Annotated in this window: 13 protein-coding genes, 1 pseudogene and 1 other annotated feature; of the genes and pseudogenes, 4 read left to right on the top strand and 10 right to left on the bottom strand. The window is 72.4% G+C overall.

What is annotated here, in order from left to right; translation table 11 throughout:
- Nucleotides 1-57: 57 nt before the first annotated feature.
- The gene (locus tag NAMU_RS12210; protein WP_407669240.1) at nt 58-1,794 is read left to right on the top strand and encodes a SulP family inorganic anion transporter; all 1,737 of its coding nucleotides are present in this window, start codon (nt 58-60) and stop codon (nt 1,792-1,794) included.
- Nucleotides 1,795-1,812: 18 nt separating this feature from the next.
- On the opposite strand, the gene NAMU_RS12205 is transcribed toward NAMU_RS12210, so the two are convergent.
- The 6 genes from NAMU_RS12205 to NAMU_RS12185 all read right to left on the bottom strand — a co-directional run bounded on the left by NAMU_RS12205 (nt 1,813) and on the right by NAMU_RS12185 (nt 7,529).
- The gene (locus NAMU_RS12205) at nt 1,813-4,593 is read right to left on the bottom strand and encodes a bifunctional acetate--CoA ligase family protein/GNAT family N-acetyltransferase (protein ID WP_015747710.1); all 2,781 of its coding nucleotides are present in this window, start codon (nt 4,591-4,593) and stop codon (nt 1,813-1,815) included.
- Between the two features lie 12 nt (nt 4,594-4,605).
- Nucleotides 4,606-5,022 (bottom strand): PspC domain-containing protein, encoded by a 417-nt coding sequence (locus NAMU_RS12200; protein WP_015747709.1) that lies wholly within the window; start codon nt 5,020-5,022, stop codon nt 4,606-4,608.
- Between the two features lie 26 nt (nt 5,023-5,048).
- Nucleotides 5,049-5,474, bottom strand: a complete 426-nt coding sequence (locus tag NAMU_RS12195) for a CBS domain-containing protein (protein ID WP_015747708.1) — start codon at nt 5,472-5,474, stop codon at nt 5,049-5,051.
- 11 nt (nt 5,475-5,485) lie between these two features.
- Nucleotides 5,486-6,175, bottom strand: a complete 690-nt coding sequence (locus tag NAMU_RS30460) for an AAA family ATPase (protein WP_217180828.1) — start codon at nt 6,173-6,175, stop codon at nt 5,486-5,488.
- Entirely contained in the window at nt 6,076-7,053 is a 978-nt protein-coding gene (locus tag NAMU_RS30455) for a hypothetical protein (RefSeq protein ID WP_217180826.1), read from the bottom strand. Before NAMU_RS30455 ends, NAMU_RS30460 begins: the two co-directional genes overlap by 100 nt.
- A 107-nt stretch (nt 7,054-7,160) precedes the next feature.
- Complete coding sequence (locus tag NAMU_RS12185) at nt 7,161-7,529, bottom strand: DUF2200 domain-containing protein (RefSeq protein WP_015747707.1); 369 nt, start codon at nt 7,527-7,529, stop codon at nt 7,161-7,163.
- 160 nt (nt 7,530-7,689) lie between these two features.
- On the opposite strand from NAMU_RS12185, the gene NAMU_RS12180 reads away from it, so the two are divergent.
- On the top strand, nt 7,690-9,243 hold the full coding sequence (locus NAMU_RS12180) for an IS1182-like element ISNml3 family transposase (RefSeq protein ID WP_012814020.1): 1,554 nt from the start codon (nt 7,690-7,692) through the stop codon (nt 9,241-9,243).
- A gap of 235 nt (nt 9,244-9,478) precedes the next feature.
- Nucleotides 9,479-10,740 (top strand): IS3 family transposase gene (locus tag NAMU_RS12170; protein ID WP_086008579.1). Its coding sequence is split into 2 segments (ribosomal slippage): nt 9,479-9,773 and nt 9,773-10,740, totalling 1,263 coding nucleotides; the frame shifts between segments, so codons are not numbered across the junction.
- Nucleotides 9,763-9,894: a sequence feature (AL1L pseudoknot), on the top strand. (Overlaps the previous gene by 132 nt.)
- Before the next feature lie 34 nt (nt 10,741-10,774).
- Here NAMU_RS12170 and NAMU_RS12165 read toward each other — a convergent pair.
- The 4 genes and pseudogenes from NAMU_RS12165 to NAMU_RS31760 all read right to left on the bottom strand — a co-directional run.
- Complete coding sequence (locus tag NAMU_RS12165) at nt 10,775-12,832, bottom strand: sensor histidine kinase (RefSeq protein ID WP_015747704.1); 2,058 nt, start codon at nt 12,830-12,832, stop codon at nt 10,775-10,777.
- Nucleotides 12,829-14,106, bottom strand: coding sequence for a sensor histidine kinase (locus NAMU_RS27360; protein ID WP_015747703.1), 1,278 nt, complete (start codon nt 14,104-14,106; stop codon nt 12,829-12,831). Before NAMU_RS27360 ends, NAMU_RS12165 begins: the two co-directional genes overlap by 4 nt.
- Nucleotides 14,103-14,594: a response regulator transcription factor gene (locus tag NAMU_RS27355; RefSeq protein WP_052307917.1), complete on the bottom strand. Its 492-nt coding sequence runs from the start codon at nt 14,592-14,594 to the stop codon at nt 14,103-14,105. The genes NAMU_RS27360 and NAMU_RS27355 overlap by 4 nt, the downstream gene beginning before the upstream one ends.
- A gap of 125 nt (nt 14,595-14,719) precedes the next feature.
- Nucleotides 14,720-14,974, bottom strand: a pseudogene (locus tag NAMU_RS31760) (hypothetical protein); the annotation flags it as partial.
- Between NAMU_RS31760 and NAMU_RS12150 the strand changes: the two are divergent.
- On the top strand, nt 14,973-16,766 hold the full coding sequence (locus tag NAMU_RS12150; RefSeq protein WP_015747702.1) for an alpha/beta hydrolase: 1,794 nt from the start codon (nt 14,973-14,975) through the stop codon (nt 16,764-16,766). The pseudogene NAMU_RS31760 and the gene NAMU_RS12150 overlap by 2 nt on opposite strands.
- Nucleotides 16,767-16,802 lie beyond the last annotated feature (36 nt).

The raw sequence follows: 16,802 nt of genomic DNA, 5'->3' as shown, positions 1-16,802 counted from the left end.
ATCATTCCCCTCGGGCATTGAGCCGGGCCCATGAAGGGCTGGCGACGCGTCAACTGCCTGACACCGCTGCTGGGCGGTGCCGGGCAGTTCCGCAGCTATCGGCGGAGCTGGCTGTCCCGGGACGTCCTGGCCGGACTGACCGTCGCGGCCTACCTGGTCCCGCAGGTGATGGCCTACGCCGAGGTCGCCGGCCTGCCGCCGGTGGTCGGGCTGTGGGCGATCATCGGCCCGCTGGCGATCTACGCGTTCGTCGGTTCCTCGCGCCAGCTCTCGGTCGGACCGGAGTCGACCACCGCTTTGATGACAGCGGTGGTGCTCATGCCGTTGGCGGCCGGTGACCCGGTGCGGTACGCCTCGCTGGCCGCCACCCTGGCCCTGCTCACCGGCGCCATCTGCCTACTCGGGCGACTGCTGCGGCTGGGGTTCCTGGCCGATCTGCTGTCCAAACCGGTGCTGATCGGCTACATGGCCGGCGTTGCCGTGATCATGATCGTGGGCCAGCTGGCGAAGGTCACCGGGGTGCCGGTCAGCGGTGACGATCTCCTCGGCGAGATGGCCTCGTTCGTCCGCGGCATCGACCAGATCCGTTGGCCGACAGTCATTCTGTCCCTGGCGTTGGTGCTGACCCTGTTCGCGTTCCAGCACTTCGCCCCCCGCCTACCCGGTCCGCTGATCACCGTCGTCCTGGCCGCCGCGGTCGTCGCGCTGTTCTCGTTGGGCGAGCACGGCATCGACGTGGTGGGCGCGGTCCCGGTCGGCCTGCCGACCCCGGCGCTGCCCGGCCTGGGCATGGACAGCCTGTCCGTGCTGGCCATCCCGGCGGTCGGCGTGGCCTTCGTCGGTTACACCGACAATGTCCTGACCGCGCGTGCTTTCGCCCTCAAGCAGAACCAGTCGATCGACGCCAACCAGGAGTGGTTGGCCCTCGGCCTGGCCAATGCCTCGTCGTCGGTGTTCCACGGCTTCCCGGTGAGCTCGAGCGGCAGCCGGACCGCGATCGCCGCCGCGGTCGGCGCGCGGACCCAGCTGTACTCGCTGGTCGCCATGGTCGTGGTGCTGGTGACCCTATTGGCCGCCGGTCCCCTGCTGGCCGTGTTCCCTCGGCCGGCGCTGGGTGCGCTGGTCGTCTACGCCGCGGTGAAACTGATCGACGGTCCGGAGTTGCGACGGATTGCCGCGTTCCGCAAGAGCGAGTTGGTCACCACGGTCGCCGTGATCGGCCTGGGCGTCATCGTCGGCGTCGTGGTGGCCATCGCCCTGTCGGTCGTCGACCTGCTCCGCCGGGTGGCTCGGCCCCATGACGGGATCCTGGGCTACGTGCCCGGGGTCGCCGGCATGCACGACGTCGATGACTACCCCTCCGCGCAGTGCGTTCCGGGCCTGGTCGTCTACCGCTACGACGCCCCGCTGTGCTTCGCCAACGCCGAGGACTTCCGGCATCGGGCGCTGGCCGCCGTCGAGGTCGGCGGGAACGGGGCCGGTGGCGAACGGGTCCAGTGGTTCATCATGAACGCCGAGGCGAACGTGGGGATCGACATCACGGCCGCGGACACGCTCGGTCAGCTGGCCGCCGAACTGGACCGGCGCGGCATCGTCTTCGCGATGGCTCGGGTCAAGCAGGACCTGCTCGCCGACCTGGACGCGATCGGCTTCGTGGGCCAGATCGGCTCGCAGCGCATCTATCCCACCTTGCCGACGGCGGTGGAGGGTTACCTGACCTGGTACCGGACCAGCCACGGGCAGCTGCCGCAGGGTGTGCACCAGTCTCCGTTGCCGACCGACCCGCTCGCCTGAGCGTGATGGCCGGCGTCGTCAGAGTGGCAGCCGCCGGACCAGCGGGTCGGGGCGGGGTGGGACCGCGGCGACCCGGATCCGCGCATCGACGATCATCAGCTCGGTCCCTCGGCCGATGACCGGGTTCAGGTCCAGTTCGGCGACCTCGCCGAGGTCCTCGACCACCGACCCAACCCGGATCAGCAGGTCGGCCAACCGTTCTCGGGAGACGGCCGGGGCGCCGCGATAACCGTCGAGCATCGGCGCCATGCGCAGCTCGTCCAGCATCGCGGCGGCGTCGCCCGGGCCGACCGGAGCCAGCCGGAAGGCGCGGTCGGCCACCAGGTCGGTGAACACGCCCCCGGCGCCCACCATCAGCACCGCCCCGAAGTGGTCGTGCTGCACCGCCCCGACGATGAACTCCAACCCCGGCGGCACCATCGGCTGCAGGAGCAGGGCCCGGGGTCGGCCGCCGGTCAGGTCGGCGACGGCGGCGCGCAGGGCCCGCTCGTCGACCAGGCCCAGCCGGACCCCGCCGACGTCGGTCTTGTGCAGCCCCGGGTCGGCGAGCTTGACCACGACCGGGTAGCCGAGTTCCCCGGCCGCGATGAGGGCCTGCGCGACGCCGGTGGCCGGCCGCTGCGGGCAGGTGGGCAAGCCATAGGCGGCCAGCAGCCGCTCGACCTCGGCGGCGGTCAGCCACCCGGCGCCGGCGGCCAGCGCTCCGGTGACGATCGCGGCCGCCTGCTCCCGATCGATCCCGGCGGGGCGGGCCGGGTGCCCGGGCCCGTCGGCGGACCGAATCCGCCCGTACCGCGCCGCCACGGCCAGGGCGGCCGCGGCCGGTTCGGGGAAGCCGAACACCGGTAGGCGCCGGTCCGCCGCACCGGGGACGCGAACGGATTCCGCCGTTTCGCCGACACAGCATGCCACGACGGGTTTGTCGCCGCCGGCCGCGGCCGCGATGCGGTCCAGCACGGCCGGCAGATCGGTCACCGCGGTCCGGGTGACGACGGCCAGGATGGCGTCGACCTCGTCCGCGGCGAGCAGCACGGACAGGGCATCGCCGACCTGGACCGGGGTGGCTGCCGACCCGAGGTCGACCGGGTTGTCCGCCGATGCCGCGTCGGGCACCACTTGGCGCAGGGCCCGCCGGGTCCCCGGGGCCAACTCGACGACCTCCAGCCCGGCCGCGGACGCAGCATCCGCGGCCAGGATCTGGGGGCCGCCGGAATTGCCGACGACGGCCAGGCGGCAGCCGCTCGGGACCGGCTGGTCGCACAGCACCCGCGCGGCATCGAGCATCTGCTCCATCGTGTCCACCCGCAGGACGCCGGCCTGCCGGAACAATGCGTCGATCACGACATCGCCCGTCGCGGCGGCCGCGGTGTGCGAGCGGCCGGCCCGCCGCCCGGCCGCCGACCGTCCCGACTTGATCGCGATCACCGGCTTGCGGTCGGCCACCCGGCGAGCGACCCGGGCGAACGTGCGCGGGTTGCCCACCGACTCCAGGTAGAGGGCGACCACCCGGATCCGGTCCTCGTCCGCCCAGGCCGCCAGCAGGTCGTTGCTGCTCACATCGGCGCGATTGCCGATCGAGACGAATTGCGCCACCCCCGGTCCGGCCCGGCCGGCGGCGTCCAGTACGCCGATGCCCAGGGCGCCGGACTGCGACACCAGGCCCAGCGGTCCCGCCGGCACCGGCAGGTCGGTGAAGGTCGCGTTCAGCCGCACGGCCGGGTCGGTGTTGATCAACCCGAGGCAATTCGGGCCGACCAGGCGCATCCCGTCCTGCCGGGCGGCCGCCAGGATCTCGTCCTGACGGCTCCGTCCGGCCGCGCCGGCCTCGCCGAATCCGGCCGTGAGGATCACCATCGCCCGCGTGTGGCGGGCGCCGCAGCCCCGCACCACGTCCAGGACGCCCGCGGCCGGGATCGCCACGATGGCCAGGTCGATCCCGCACGGCAGCTGGGCCGGCGAGGGCACGCACGGTACGCCGAGCACTGCGTCGTGATGCGGATTGACCGCCACCAGCGATCCGGTGAAGCCGCCGTCGATGAGGTTGCGCAGCACCTGGTGTCCGACCGCGGACGGGTCCTGGCCGGCCCCGATCACGGCCACCGACGCCGGAGCCAATAGGTGCCGCACACTGGCTCGCTCGGCCGACCAACCCCGCCGGTGGACCGACCGGATCGTGTCGTCGTCGGGTCGCAGATCCATTTCCACCAGCGCCGTCCCGCTCTCCCAGGTCGTGGACATGCCCAGACCGAGATCTCGCAGGGTCCGCAGGGCCAACTCGTTCTGCGCGAGAATCTCCGCGGTGAACCGGCGCAGGCCGTGCGCCCGGGCCCGCGCCGCCAGGTGTTCCAGCATCAGCGTGCCGATGCCCAGCCGGTGGCAGTCGTCGGCCACCAGCAACGCGACCTCGGCCGTGCTGGCATCGGTGCGTTCGCACGAGGCCACGGCGACCAGCCGATCGGCCAGCCAGGCGGCCACCGTCAATCGGCCGTCCTGCGGTGTGACCAGGCGGTCGACGTAGTCCATCGCCGCGCTCCGGCTCAGGCCGAAAAAGCGCAGGTAGAGCGAGTCGTCCGAGATGGCCCGATGCAGATCACGCAGCGCGTCCGCATCCCCGGGGCCCACCGGGCGTAGCCGCACGATGCGACCGTCCACGGTGAGGGCGTCCGCGGTGAAGGTGTCCGCGGTGAAGGTGTCCGCGGTGAAGGTGTCGGCGGTGAAGGTGTCCGCGGTGCGGGCGTCTGCGCTGACGGCGTCCGGGCCCCTGGCCGGGGACAGCCCCGAACCCGTCTGGCGAGCCATCCGGAGCCGCAATCAGCGCCGTGCCGAAAGCAGCACGACCACACCGATGCCCACCACCACGACCGGCCACAGGATGGGCGCGCCCAGCCACGGCAGGATCCGCTGCGCCAGCAGCAGCACCCCGATGCCGACCAGAACGGTCCCGACGACCAAGGCGATCTGGTTCCGGTCCGCCCGCGGCGGCAGCGGCTGCTCGTCCGGACCGGTCTGTTCCGGAATCACGATCCAGGCAATCAGGTAGGCCAGCACACCCACCCCGCCGGACAGGGCCAAGGCCACGGCGGCGATGCGCAGCAGGACCGGGTCGACGTTCAGGTAACGACCCAGCCCGCCGCAGACTCCACCGAGGACCCGGTCGCGACGGCTGCGCCGCACCCGGCGGATCTCGGTGGACCGACCCGGTTCGGGCGGCGGTTCGAATGGCGACATTGTCCTACCCCCAAGCACCTCGACGGTCAGTAATTGGGCTCGCGTTCGCTCGGGCGGGTGTCGACGACCCCGGCCTCCAGCAGATCCCGGCGGGTGAGAATGCCGACCACGTGGCGGCCGTCGACGATCGGCAGGCACCGGATCCGCTCGTCGACCATGATCCGGGCGGCGTCGACCGCCTCCGCCCCCGGGGTCAGCGACTCGACCGGGCTGGTCATCACCTCGCCCACTCGCAGCGGGCCGGTGGCCGAGCCGCGACGCCACCGGTGGGCCCCGTCCTCGGGCGGGGCCGTGATCAGATCGGCTTCGGTGACGATGCCGACCAGCCGGCCGTCGTCGACCACCGGCAAGGCCGTGAAGCCATGGGAGTACAGCACTCTGGCCGCGATCGCCGCCTCGGTCGTCGGGGCCACGGTGATCACCGGATGAGACATCACGTCGCGGACTCGCATCCTCGGCTCCTTCATCGGCCCTGTGACCTGGATCCTGCTCGGGCGGGCGGGCCCGGGGAATGGTCGAAAGTCCCGACTGGGGGGCCGACGATCTGCCGGACCCGCCGCATCGTGTCGTCGATGGATCCGGCCGTGTCCACGACGATGGCGTCGGGCCAAGGATCTTCGTCCCGGGCCATCCGCTCGGCGATCTCCGGGGTGGCTTCGGAGGGGCCGGGTGGGCGTCGACGGAGCCGGTCGTTGCGCACGGCTGTGGGCGCCTGGCAGGACATCGGCACCAGATCGGCGTGGGTGCGCGCGGCGACCTCCGCGGCGGCGGCCCGGTAGCCGGCCTGGGTGAACGAGGCGTCCACCACCACCGTGTCCCCCGCGCCCAGGCACAGCTCGGCCCGCCGCAGGAGCTCGCCGTAGGTGCGCGCGAGATGCGGCCGGTCGTAGCGGCCGCGACGGTACGCCGCCGACGCGGCGGCGGTCAGCACCCCCTCCCCCGCAGCGGCGGCCTGCCGGGTGACGTCGCTGGAGATCAACACCGCCGAGAGCAGGTCCGCGGTGCTGGCCGCCACCGTGCTCTTGCCGCTGCCCGGCAGGCCGCCGATCAGGATCAGGTGGACCCGGCCCGCACGCAGGTGCTCGCCGGCCAATGCGGCCAGCGATCGCGCCTGAGCCGCCGCGTCCGGGTCGCCCTGTCGATGGCGCAGCACGCCACCTTGACCCGGACGTACGCCCGGTAGGCGAGGTAGTGATGCCACAGTGACCCCGGTGCCGGGTCGGCCGCGTAATCGGTGTACCGGTCGACGAGCAGCCGGGCCAGCGACAGAGCTCCCAGATGCTCCAGATCCATGGCCAGGAAGGCGATATCGTCCAGACCGTCGACGAAGCGCAACCGATCGTCGAATTCCAGGCAGTCCAGCACCCGGGGCCCGTCGGGCAGGCAGAAGATGTCGTCGCACAACAGGTCCCCGTGGCCGTCGACGATCCGGCCTTGCCGGATCCGGTCCTGGAACAACCGGTCGCGGCCGATCAGGAACTCGTGCACGAGGTGGTCGGCCCGGTCGACGTCGGCGGCCGCCAGCACCGTCGTGGAGTCCCGCCGCACGTCGGCGAAGGTGGACTCCCAACGCCGCAGGATGGCCGGCGGCCGGGCCGCGGCGTCGATCTCGGGCGCACGCCGGGCGGTGGCGTGGAAGGTGGCCATCATCCGGGCGATCCGGTCCATGACGGCGGTCAGCTCGGCGCCGTCGCGCACCAGTGTCGTCAGCCGGGTGCGCTCGGGCATCCGGCGCATCACGACGGTGGGTTCGTCGGGCCCGCCGGTGGGGCCGCTCAGCCGCCCGAGACCCAGATAGACGTCCGGCGCGAGCCGTCGATTGAGCTCCACCTCCCGCCGGCAGCACTCGGCCCGCGCCGGGACGCTGCGAAAGTCCAGGAATCCCAGATCGATCGGCTTCTTGAACTTGTAGGCGCGCTCACCCAGCAGCAGCACCACACCGCTGTGGGTCTCCCGCGACGCCGGACCGATGTCGTCGGCGACGACCCGGCCGTCGGACCCCGGACGGGTGGGAGCCGGTGAGCCAGCCATCCCGCATCACCCCCGTCGGCCGCCGCGAAGCCGTCCGCCCCTCAGGGTGGACCGCACCGGCCGGATCGACCACGGCCATAGGTCCTGCTCGGCCCACTCCGCGCCGATCAGCCGGTCGACCCGGCCCGGGACGGGCCGCCGCGAAGCACCTTGTCCATCGCCTTGCCCTTGGCGATCTCGTCCACCAGCTTGTCCAGGTACCGGATCTGGCGCATCAGCGGGTCCGGCACGTCCTGGACCCGCACGCCGCAGACCGTTCCGGTGATCAGTGAGGCATGGGGGTTGAGCCGGGCGCCGGCGAAGAACTCCTGGAACGTTGTCCCGGCGTCCAGGTGGTGCTGTAGCTGGGCCTCGTCGAAGCCGGTGAGCCAGCCGATCGCCTCGTCCAGTTCGGCCTTGGTCCGCCCCTTGCGCTCCACCTTGGCCACATAGTGCGGGTAGACCGAGGCGACGCTGGTGGTGAAGATCCGGTGCATCGTCGCAGGCTAGACCAGAGCGGGCGGGCCGAGCGCCGGTCCGCCCGGCCCACGATCCCCTTCGCACGCTCCCCGTCGTTGCGGGCGCGGAGTCTAGGACGCTCCTGAATTATCCGTATGTCGGCCCCTGTTGATCTTGTGGGTTCGGGATGATCTTGGTGTGCAGGGTCGGTCGCGGGATCAGCGTGAGTTGTTGGATGCCGAGTCGGTAGTCGGTGGGCTGCTCAAGCCGGGCAGCGTGTTCGCGTTTCTGGCCGCGCACCGTCGGGAGGTGTTCCCGGACGGCATGTTCGCGGATCTGTTTCCGTCGGGTCGGGGCCGCCCGTCAGTGCCGGCCGACGTGATGGCGTCGGTGATTGTGCTGCAGGCTCTGCACGGCCTGTCCGACGCGGACACGGTGGACTCGGTGACGTTCGATCTGCGGTGGAAGGCAGCGTGCGGGTTACCGGTGACCGCTGCGGCGTTCCATGCCACGACATTGACGTACTGGCGGCGTCGGCTGGCCGCTTCGCAGTCGCCGAACCGGATCTTCGACGCGGTCCGCCAGGTCGTGGACCAGACCGGGGTGCTGGCTGGAAAGAGCAGGCGAGCGTTGGATTCCACGATCCTGGACGACGCGGTCGCCACCCAGGACACGGTCACCCAGTTGATCGCGGCGATCCGCCGGGTCCGCCGCGAGGTACCCGGCGCCGCCGAGGTCGTCGGCGAGCACTGCTCGGCTCACGACTATGACGACCCGGGCAAACCGGCGATCGCCTGGAACGATCAGCAGGCCCGCGAGGCCCTTGTCGATGCGCTGGTCACCGACGCGCATCGGGTGCTGGGACACCTGCCCGACCAGGAGCTCGGACCGAAGGCGGCGGACGCGGTCGCCCTCTTGGCGTTGGTCGCCGGGCAGGACGTGGAACCGGTCGAGGGCTCGGACGGCACCGACGGACGGTGGCGGATCGCGCAGCGGGTCGCCCCGGACCGGGTGATCTCCACCGTGGACCCGGAGGCGCGGCACGCCCACAAGACCGTCCACCGGCGGCAGGACGGGTTCAAGGCACACATCGCGGTCGAACCCGACACCGGTCTGGTCACCGCCTGCGCGGTGACCATGGCCAGCGGACGCGGCAACAGCGACGCCGAGGTTGGACCCACCTTGCTGGCACAGGAGACCGAAAAGCTGCACGTGCTGGCCGATTCGGCGTACGGATCGGGATCCGCGCGGGCCGAACTGGACCATGCCGGGCACATCGCGTTGATCAAGCCGTTCCCGCTGCGGTCGGCCGTGCCGGGCGGGTTCACCCTGGACGACTTCACCGTCGACCCCGAGGCCAGGACGGCCACCTGCCCGAACGGGGTGACCCGGTCGATCACCGCGCAATGGTCCGTCACCTTCGGAGCGGCTTGCCGCGGCTGCCCGCTCCGGGCCCAATGCACGACCAGCGACGCCGGTCGATCGCTGAAGCTGACCGAGTACGAAAGCCTGCTCAGGGCGGCCCGTCGACAAGCGGAAACCGAGGACTTCCAACAGGTCTACCGACGGCACCGGCCGATGGTCGAACGATCGATCTCCTGGCTGGTCCGCGGCAACCGCAAAGTCCGCTACCGCGGCGTCGCCAAGAACGACCACTGGTGGCACCACCGCGCCGCTGCGATCAACCTCAGGCGAATGCTCACCCTCGGGCTGACGCGGGTGAGCGGGACGTGGACCATTGCACCGGCCTGACCGGCCGGCACGAGACCTCACCGGGCCGTGAGCAACGGCCCGTCCCTCCGATCAGTCAGGAGAATCATCCAGGGCCGGGCGACGACTCAGGACCACGCCTGACAGCCCGATCACGCGCGAACGCTCCCACTGTCCCAAAGCGAACTCCCGAACCCACAAGTGACCGTTATTCAGGAGCGTCCTTGAGATGTCCTGGATCTGCTGCAGGCTCTGATCTCGCAAGGAGAATCGAGCCATGCCAGCACCACGCCAGTACGACCAGGAGACCCGTGACCGTGCAGTGCGGATGTACCGGGAACGCCGATCCGCGCATCCGGCCGAGTCGGCGATCGAGGCCCGCCGGCAGATTGGCGCGCTGATCGACGTGAAATCCGAGACCCTCCGGGGGTGGATCGAGCGGTCCGAGATCGACGCCGGCGTGCGGCCGGGCACCACCAGCGACGAGCACACCGAGTTGGTCCGGCTGCGCCGGGAGGTGGCCGAACTACGCCGTGCAAACGAAATCCTGCGCACCGCTTCGGCGTTTTTCGCAGCGGCGGAGCTCGACCGCCGACTCAAGTGATCTGCGCCTACATCGACGCGCACAAGCATCGTTTCGGGGTCGAGCCGATCTGCCGGGTGTTGTCCGAGCACGCCATGCCGATCGCCCCGAGCAGCTACTACGCGCACCGCCGCCGGCCGGTCAGCCCTGCGCTGCGGGCCGAGGCGGAGCTGGTCAACACCGTCATCGACCTGCACCGTGAGCACCACGGCCTGTACGGGGTGCGCAAGATGTGGCATCTGATGACCCAGGAAGGGCACTTGGTCGGCCGGGACCAGGTCGCCCGATTGATGACCATCGCCGGGCTGCGGGGTGTGCGCCGCGGCGACCACCGCACCACGACGACCCGCCGCCGCGCCGCCGACGACCGGCCCCGGCCGGCGGACCTGATCAACCGGGACTGGGCGGCGCCGACCCGGCCGGACCAGTGGTGGGTCGCGGACTTCACCTACGTCTGGACCCCGGCCGGGTTCTGCTACGTGTCCTTCGTGGTGGACGTGTACTCCCGCCGGATCCTGGGCTGGCGGGTCGCCTCGTCGATGACGACCGCACTGGTCGCCGCCGCCCTCGATCAGGCCCTGTTCACCCGGCGCCGCACCGATACCCGTTTCACCTCAACTGGTCTGGTTCATCACTCGGATGCCGGGTCGCAATACACGTCAATCGCCTACACCACCGCGCTGGTCGATGCCGGGATCGCGCCGTCGATCGGTTCGGTCGGGGATGCCCTGGACAACGCCCTCATGGAATCGACCATCGGCCTGTACAAGACAGAGCTGATCGACCGGCATCAACGGTCCTGGCCCAGCCCGCAGCAGGTCGAAACCGCGACCGCCGGCTGGGTGCACTGGTTCAATACCCGCCGACTGCACTCCTCGATCGACTACCTGCCACCCGTCACCTACGAGCAGCTGTACCGTCAGCAGACCAGCACCCCGACCGGGAAGGCTGCGTAACCCCGAGCCTCCAGCGAATCCAGGGCGATTCATCCTAGTGAGCCGGCGGGACGGGAAAGTGCAGCACCCAGCCCTTCTCGCCGACCACCGTGCGGCCGCCCACACTGTCCACGACATCGCCGATGGTGAGCGGTATCGCGGTGCCAGTCGGGCCGGTCAGGCGGACCTCAAGGGCGTCGTCGACGACGCCGACAACGATGTGGAGGATGCGCGGCCCGGCGGCCAGGGCCTGCATCACGCACCGCTCCATCGCCGCCGCCACGGCCGGGGACGGCGGCCGCCGGCTCAGGTCCCCGGAGACGGTCAGCCGGGCGCTGGATCCGGCCTGCCGGAGCCGGGCGGCCAGCGCGGCGGGCAGGCCCAGCGAGTCCAGGACGTCGGAATGCACGCCGTGCGACAGCGCTCGCAGCGCGGCCAGGCAGTGCCCGATGTGGTCGGAAAGCTCGTTCCAGCGCCCGTTCCGACTCGACGGGGGTGCGGCCGCCAGCGCGGCCAGTTCCTCGCCGAGGCGCTGCAGGGTGGGTGAGATGCGTTCACGGACAGTGAGTTCCAGCCGGCGCAGCTCCTCCGCGCGGGCGGCCGCCAGCCGATCGTGCGAGGCCCGCAGCTGCTCACCGATCCGCGCCAGCTCCTCGATCCGGGCCTGCCGGCCGGCCTCCAACCGCAGGTTGCGGAAGACCAGGCCGGCCTGCGCGCTCAGGTCGGCCAGCGCGACCCGGTCCCGCCGGCGCAGCGGCCGGCCGGGCGCGGGGACGACCCGGATGAGGCCGAGCGTGGTCCGCCCGTCGGTGATCCGCAGGTGGTGCGCGGGCGGCGAGCCGGCCGGGCCGGCGCCGTCCCGGGCGACGGCCACCGGGTCGCCGGATTCGCCGTACAGCTCGATGGTGACGGCCTCGGCGCCGGTCGCGCGGCGGCCGGCGGCGGCAATCTCGGCCAGCGTGGCGTCGGCACCGGCACTCTCGCCCAGCCGCCGGACCAGCTCGGCCAGCGCCTCGTACGGCTCGAGCCGGTCGCCGTAGGCCAACCGGTCGGCCACCGCGACGATCCGGGACCGAATCGGCTGGAACAGGCACGCGACCACCGCGCTGGCCAGGACCGCCGGCCAGAAGCCGGGCAGGGAGCCGCCGATCGTGCCGACCAGCAGGACGTAGGCCGTGCCGACCACCGCGGTGGTGCCGAGCAGGAGCCAGGCCCGGTTCAGCACCACCGTGATGTCGTAGAGCCGGTAGCGCAGCACGGCCACGGCGATGGCCAGCGGAAACACCAGTTCGGCCAGGAACAACGGCAGGTGGGTGGCGGCGCTGCGCGGCCAGTGCAGGACATACCCGGTCAGCAGCAGCCAGACGATGCTGCCGGCGAACGGCACGGCGGCCACCACGAACCACTGGATCTGCACCCGGGCCACGGCGTGCTCGCGGCGGCGCCGCACGAACAGGGAGACGACGCCGGCCAGCACGGCGGCATCGACCAGCACCAGGCCGGCGACGAACAGGATCTGGCCCAGCGCGCTGGGCCGGGGCTCGGTCTGGGCGTAGACGGCCGCCTCCAGGACCGTCGGGGCCGACCACAACAGGCACCCGGCGACCGCGGCCACCACCGCCAGGCCGCGGGTGCGGCCGATCAGCCGTCCGTCCGGCGCGAGCAGCAGGATGACGGCGTTGGCCGCGAACGGAATCTGCGCCCCCAGGAACGAGGCCAGCCAGCTGCAGACCACCGCGACCACCATCGGGCCGGGGCCGGCATCGAGCAGCACCCACCCGCTGTAGGCGTCCAGGGCCAGCGCCAGGGTGGTGGTGACCCCAGGAACCAGCAGCAGCCAACCGATCGGTTGTCGCCGGTCCCGGGTGACCACCAGGGCGCCCATCACGGTCGACACCACCTCGGTCAGCGGGATGATCGGCCAGCCGTGATCGATCACGCCGAACTCGGTGACCAGATGCCCCCGCAGGGCCATGCAGGCCGTGTCCACCAACGCGGCCGTGACCGCGAACGCCACGCACAGACCGGCCACCCACCGCGGCCAGGCCACCGCTGCGGGGGTTGCCCGGTCGACCTCGAGCGGGTCGGCGGTCCGGGTGACCGGGCCGGTCACGGCGTGACCGAGGAGACGGCCCCCGGCACGGCCGCCGGCACGGTCGCGGTCAGCATGCTGCCGGCCCCGGGCCGGGACGTGACCTGCAGCCGTCCGCCGACCTCGCCGAGCCGGATCGCCGCCTGCCGCAGGCCCGTGCCCGCGGTGGACGCGCCCGGGTCGAACCCGCGGCCGTCGTCGGTCACCGACACCCGCAGCTCGTCGCCGGCCTGCTCGATGCGGACCTGGATCGACCAGGCGGCGGCGTGCTTGATCGCGTTCTGGGCGGCCTCCAACACGACGAAGTACAGCGCCATCCGGCATTGCGGGCCCAGATCCCGACCGGCCTGCGGCGGGGCGGCGGTCACCGTCATGGCGATCGGCAGCCGGTCCGCGGCCGCCTGCAGGGCCGCCCCCAGGTCGGACGCGGTCGTCACCGCCGAATACAGCGACCAGGAGAGGCGACCCAGCTCCTGCGCCGTCCGGTGGGCGAGATCAGCCGCGGCGCTGAGGGTCTGGCGGCACCGGTCGGGCGCCTGATCGGCCGTCCGGCGGGCCAGTTGCAGGGCCAGCCCGAGCGCGATCAGCTGTTGCTGGGCTCCGTCGTGCAGGTCCCGTTCGATCCGGCGGCGCTCGGCCCGCTCGGCCGCCACGGCCGCCGCCCGCGCCACCCGCAGCCGCTCGGCCTGCTCGGCCAGGTCGGCCTCCTGCCGCCGCAGGCCCTGCTGCCGGGCCAGCATGACCAGGACCTCGCCGGCCTGGTTCGCGGCGGCGGCCAGCAGGCGTTGTTCGACCGTCGAGCGACGCCCGGCGGCCGGGTCGAACAGATGCAGCCGGGCGACCTCGACCCCCGAATGCCGGATCGGATGCACCTCCGCGCGCAGCCCCGAGGGTGGGTCGCCGGCCGGCCAGGCGGCGGCCAGCTGCGAGTGTCCCTGCACCACCAGCCAGAGTTCGGCTCGCCGGGCCCGTAGCCCCTGGGCGAGCACCCGCACCAGGTGCGCGGGCAGCTCGTCGGCCGGGACCTGGGCAGCGACGCTGCGCGGCAGCCGGCGCAGCAGGTCCAGCGGTGGATCGCGCACCGCCAAGCGGCGGCGGAACCAGACCCCCAGGCTCCGGTACAGCGGCTGCAGGACCAGGGCGACCACGGTGGTCGCGAGCACCAGGGATCCGACCGGTGGACGCTGCTGCCGGTCGGCGCCGGTGACCAGCAACACCGCCAGGTAGATCGCGACCACGCCGGCGAGCACGGCGACCGCGGTCGCGACCCGGGCCAGCACCGACCGCGCGGTCATGCCGGTCGATACCCGGCCGGCCGCACCTCCGCCGGCCGCCCGGCCGACCCGGCAGACGGCCCAGCAGACGGTGGCGCGACCCGCAGGAAGGTCAGGACGGCCGCCACCCGCCGGTTGGTCTGGCCCTCGTCCGGCAGGCCCAGCTTGGCGAAGACCGCTCCGACGTGCTTTTCCACGGACCGCTCGCTCAGGTGCAGCCGTCCGGCGATGGCCGCGTTGCTGCGGCCCATCGCCATCTCGGCGAGCACGTGCTGCTCGCGCTCGGTGAGCTCGGCCAGCCCGGACCGGGTCGCCGACTGCTGCTGCATCAGCGCCTCGATGACCACCGGATCCATCGCCGAGCCGCCGCGGGCGACGGTGCGCAGCGCGTGCACCAGCTCGTCGGTGTCGTGCACCCGGTCCTTGAGCAGGTAACCCAGTCCGGCCGCCCCCCTGGCCAGCAGCCGCAGGCACCACTCGGCCTCCAGGAACGAGGACAGCACGACCACGCCGACCGCCGGGTGGTCGGCCCGAATCCGGTGGGCGGCATCGATGCCTCGGTGGTGAACGTCGGCGGCATCCGGACGTCGGTGAGCACCGCGTCGGGCCGGTGCCGGGCGACCGCGGCCAGCAGCGCGTCGGGGTCACCCACCCCGGCCAGGACGGACACCCCGGCCTCACCGAGCAGGGCCGTCACGCCCTCGCGGACCAGGAAACTGTCGTCGGCCAGCACCACCCGCAGCGCCACCCGGGAAATGTACCGGAGCGTCCGGGTCCCGATCCGAACCCGAGCGGGGTCAGCCGCGGCCGATCGGTGCGGCCAGCCACCCCAGGATCGGCGGTCAGCACGGTGGTGCCGCGGGGCGCGAACGGTGAGCGTGATGATCATGTCTCGCCGACTCGCCGTGGGCGCTTGCCTGCTGACCGTGGCCGCCCTGGTGCTGACCGCCACCACCGCCTGTTCCGCCTCCTCCGGCGGGAGTTCGACCTCCGGGCCGGCCTCCTCCGGGTCGAGCTCCTCCGGGCGGGCCTCGTCGACGCCGGCCGGCCCGTCGGCCGGGTCGGCCCCGTCCAGCAGCCCGGGCGCGGGCGGGGCGGCGACCTATACCGCGGGCGCGCCGCTGGACTGGGCGGCCTGCCCGGCCAATCCGAACCCGGCGGTGAAGATGACCGGGTTCGAGTGCGCGACGGCGACGGTGCCGCTGGACTGGTCCGATCCGGGCGGCCGGACCATCTCGCTGGCCGTGGTCAAGCACCCCGCGGCCGACGCCGGGCAGCGGATCGGCTCGCTGATGTTCAACCCGGGCGGGCCCGGCGGCACGGGCAGCACCGACTTCCCGAACTGGATCGACGGGTTTCCCCAGGACCTGCGGGACCGGTTCGACATCATCAGCTGGGATCCCCGCGGCATCGGCAACAGCACGGCCGTGCAGTGTTACGACACCCCGGACGAGCTGGGCGAGGCGATCGAGCCGGTGAGCGGCTACCCCACCGACCCCGCGGCCGAGCAGGCCTGGCTACCGACCTGGGCCGCGATCGGGCAGGCCTGCGCCCAGCGCAACGGTGACCTGCTGGCCCACGTGTCCACCGCCGACACCGCGCGCGACCTGGAGGCGCTGCGGCTGGCCCTGGGCGGGGACAAGCTCAACTATCTGGGCGTGTCCTACGGCACCTTCCTCGGCGCGACCTACCTGAACCTGTTCCCGGAGAACATCCGGGCCATGGTGCTCGACGGCAACCTGGACCCGAAGGCCTGGACCAACGGCGGCCAGCCGGCCACCCACAGCATCAGCCACCGCATCGGGTCGGACCGGGGCGTCGCGGACAATCTCGACGCGTTCATGAGCCTGTGCGGGCAGGCGACGACGTCGGCGTGCGCCTTCTCCGCCGGGTCCGCCGAGGCGACCAAGGCCAAGTACCAGCAGCTGCTGCAGACGCTGGCCGCGCAGCCGACCACCTTGCCGTCCGGCCGCGTCGTCACCGCCGGGGAACTCACCGACAGCCTCGGCAACGCCATGGACATCGTGCAGGCGCAGTTCGGCGCCCAGGGTTGGAGCGGCTCGGCCGCGGTCCTGCAAGAAGTGTGGGAGGCAGTGAACAACCCCGCCCCGAGCAGCCCGGTGCCCAGCAGCCCGGTCCCCAGCACCACCGCGCCCGGCACCACCGCCTCATCGGCGACTGAATCAGCCACCGGACCGGCCGGATCGGCCGGGGCGGGCGCGGCCCCGGCCGCGGAGAGCTACAAAGGCCCCGAGCAGACCTGGGCGGTGATGTGTGGGGATGCCGCCGTCCCGCCGGCGTCGGCCTGGCCGGCGATCGGTGAGGAGGCGCTGCGCGACTACGGCCCGACGGCGGCCGGGCTGATCTGGGGCGAGGCGGTCTGCGTCGACTGGCCGACCCGGTCCGCGCAGCCCTACCTCGGCCCCTGGAACGCCGACCCCGGCATCACCGTGCTGCTGATCGGCAACACCCACGACCCGTCGACCCCGTTCAGCAACACCCAGGGCATGTCCACGGTCCTACCGCGCACCAGCGTGCTGACCGTCGAGGGCTACGGCCACACCATGCTGCTCAATCCGAGCAGCTGCGGCGGGCAGTACGAGTCCGCGTATTTCATCGACGGGACGCTGCCCCCGGCGGGCACGGTCTGCCAGCAGGATGTCCCGCCGTTCGGTGGCTGATGCCGTCCGGCCGATCGACGGCCGGGTGGACCAGGT

Origin of the sequence: Nakamurella multipartita DSM 44233 (assembly GCF_000024365.1) — a bacterium.
GTDB lineage: Bacteria > Actinomycetota > Actinomycetes > Mycobacteriales > Nakamurellaceae > Nakamurella > Nakamurella multipartita.
The sequence above is the reverse complement of the archived record's forward strand: the minus strand, read 5'-3'. Positions and strand labels throughout refer to the sequence as shown.

What these genes read in the sequence shown, in the direction of transcription:
- NAMU_RS12205 (WP_015747710.1), bottom strand. Translation starts at nt 4,593, where the DNA reads ATGGCTCGCCAGACGGGTTCGGGGCTGTCCCCGGCCAGGGGCCCGGAC.
- NAMU_RS12200 (WP_015747709.1), bottom strand. Translation starts at nt 5,022, where the DNA reads ATGTCGCCATTCGAACCGCCGCCCGAACCGGGTCGGTCCACCGAGATC.
- NAMU_RS12195 (WP_015747708.1), bottom strand. Translation starts at nt 5,474, where the DNA reads ATGCGAGTCCGCGACGTGATGTCTCATCCGGTGATCACCGTGGCCCCG.
- NAMU_RS30455 (WP_217180826.1), bottom strand. Translation starts at nt 7,053, where the DNA reads ATGGCTGGCTCACCGGCTCCCACCCGTCCGGGGTCCGACGGCCGGGTC.
- NAMU_RS12185 (WP_015747707.1), bottom strand. Translation starts at nt 7,529, where the DNA reads ATGCACCGGATCTTCACCACCAGCGTCGCCTCGGTCTACCCGCACTAT.
- NAMU_RS27360 (WP_015747703.1), bottom strand. Translation starts at nt 14,106, where the DNA reads ATGACCGCGCGGTCGGTGCTGGCCCGGGTCGCGACCGCGGTCGCCGTG.
- NAMU_RS12150 (WP_015747702.1), top strand. Translation starts at nt 14,973, where the DNA reads ATGTCTCGCCGACTCGCCGTGGGCGCTTGCCTGCTGACCGTGGCCGCC.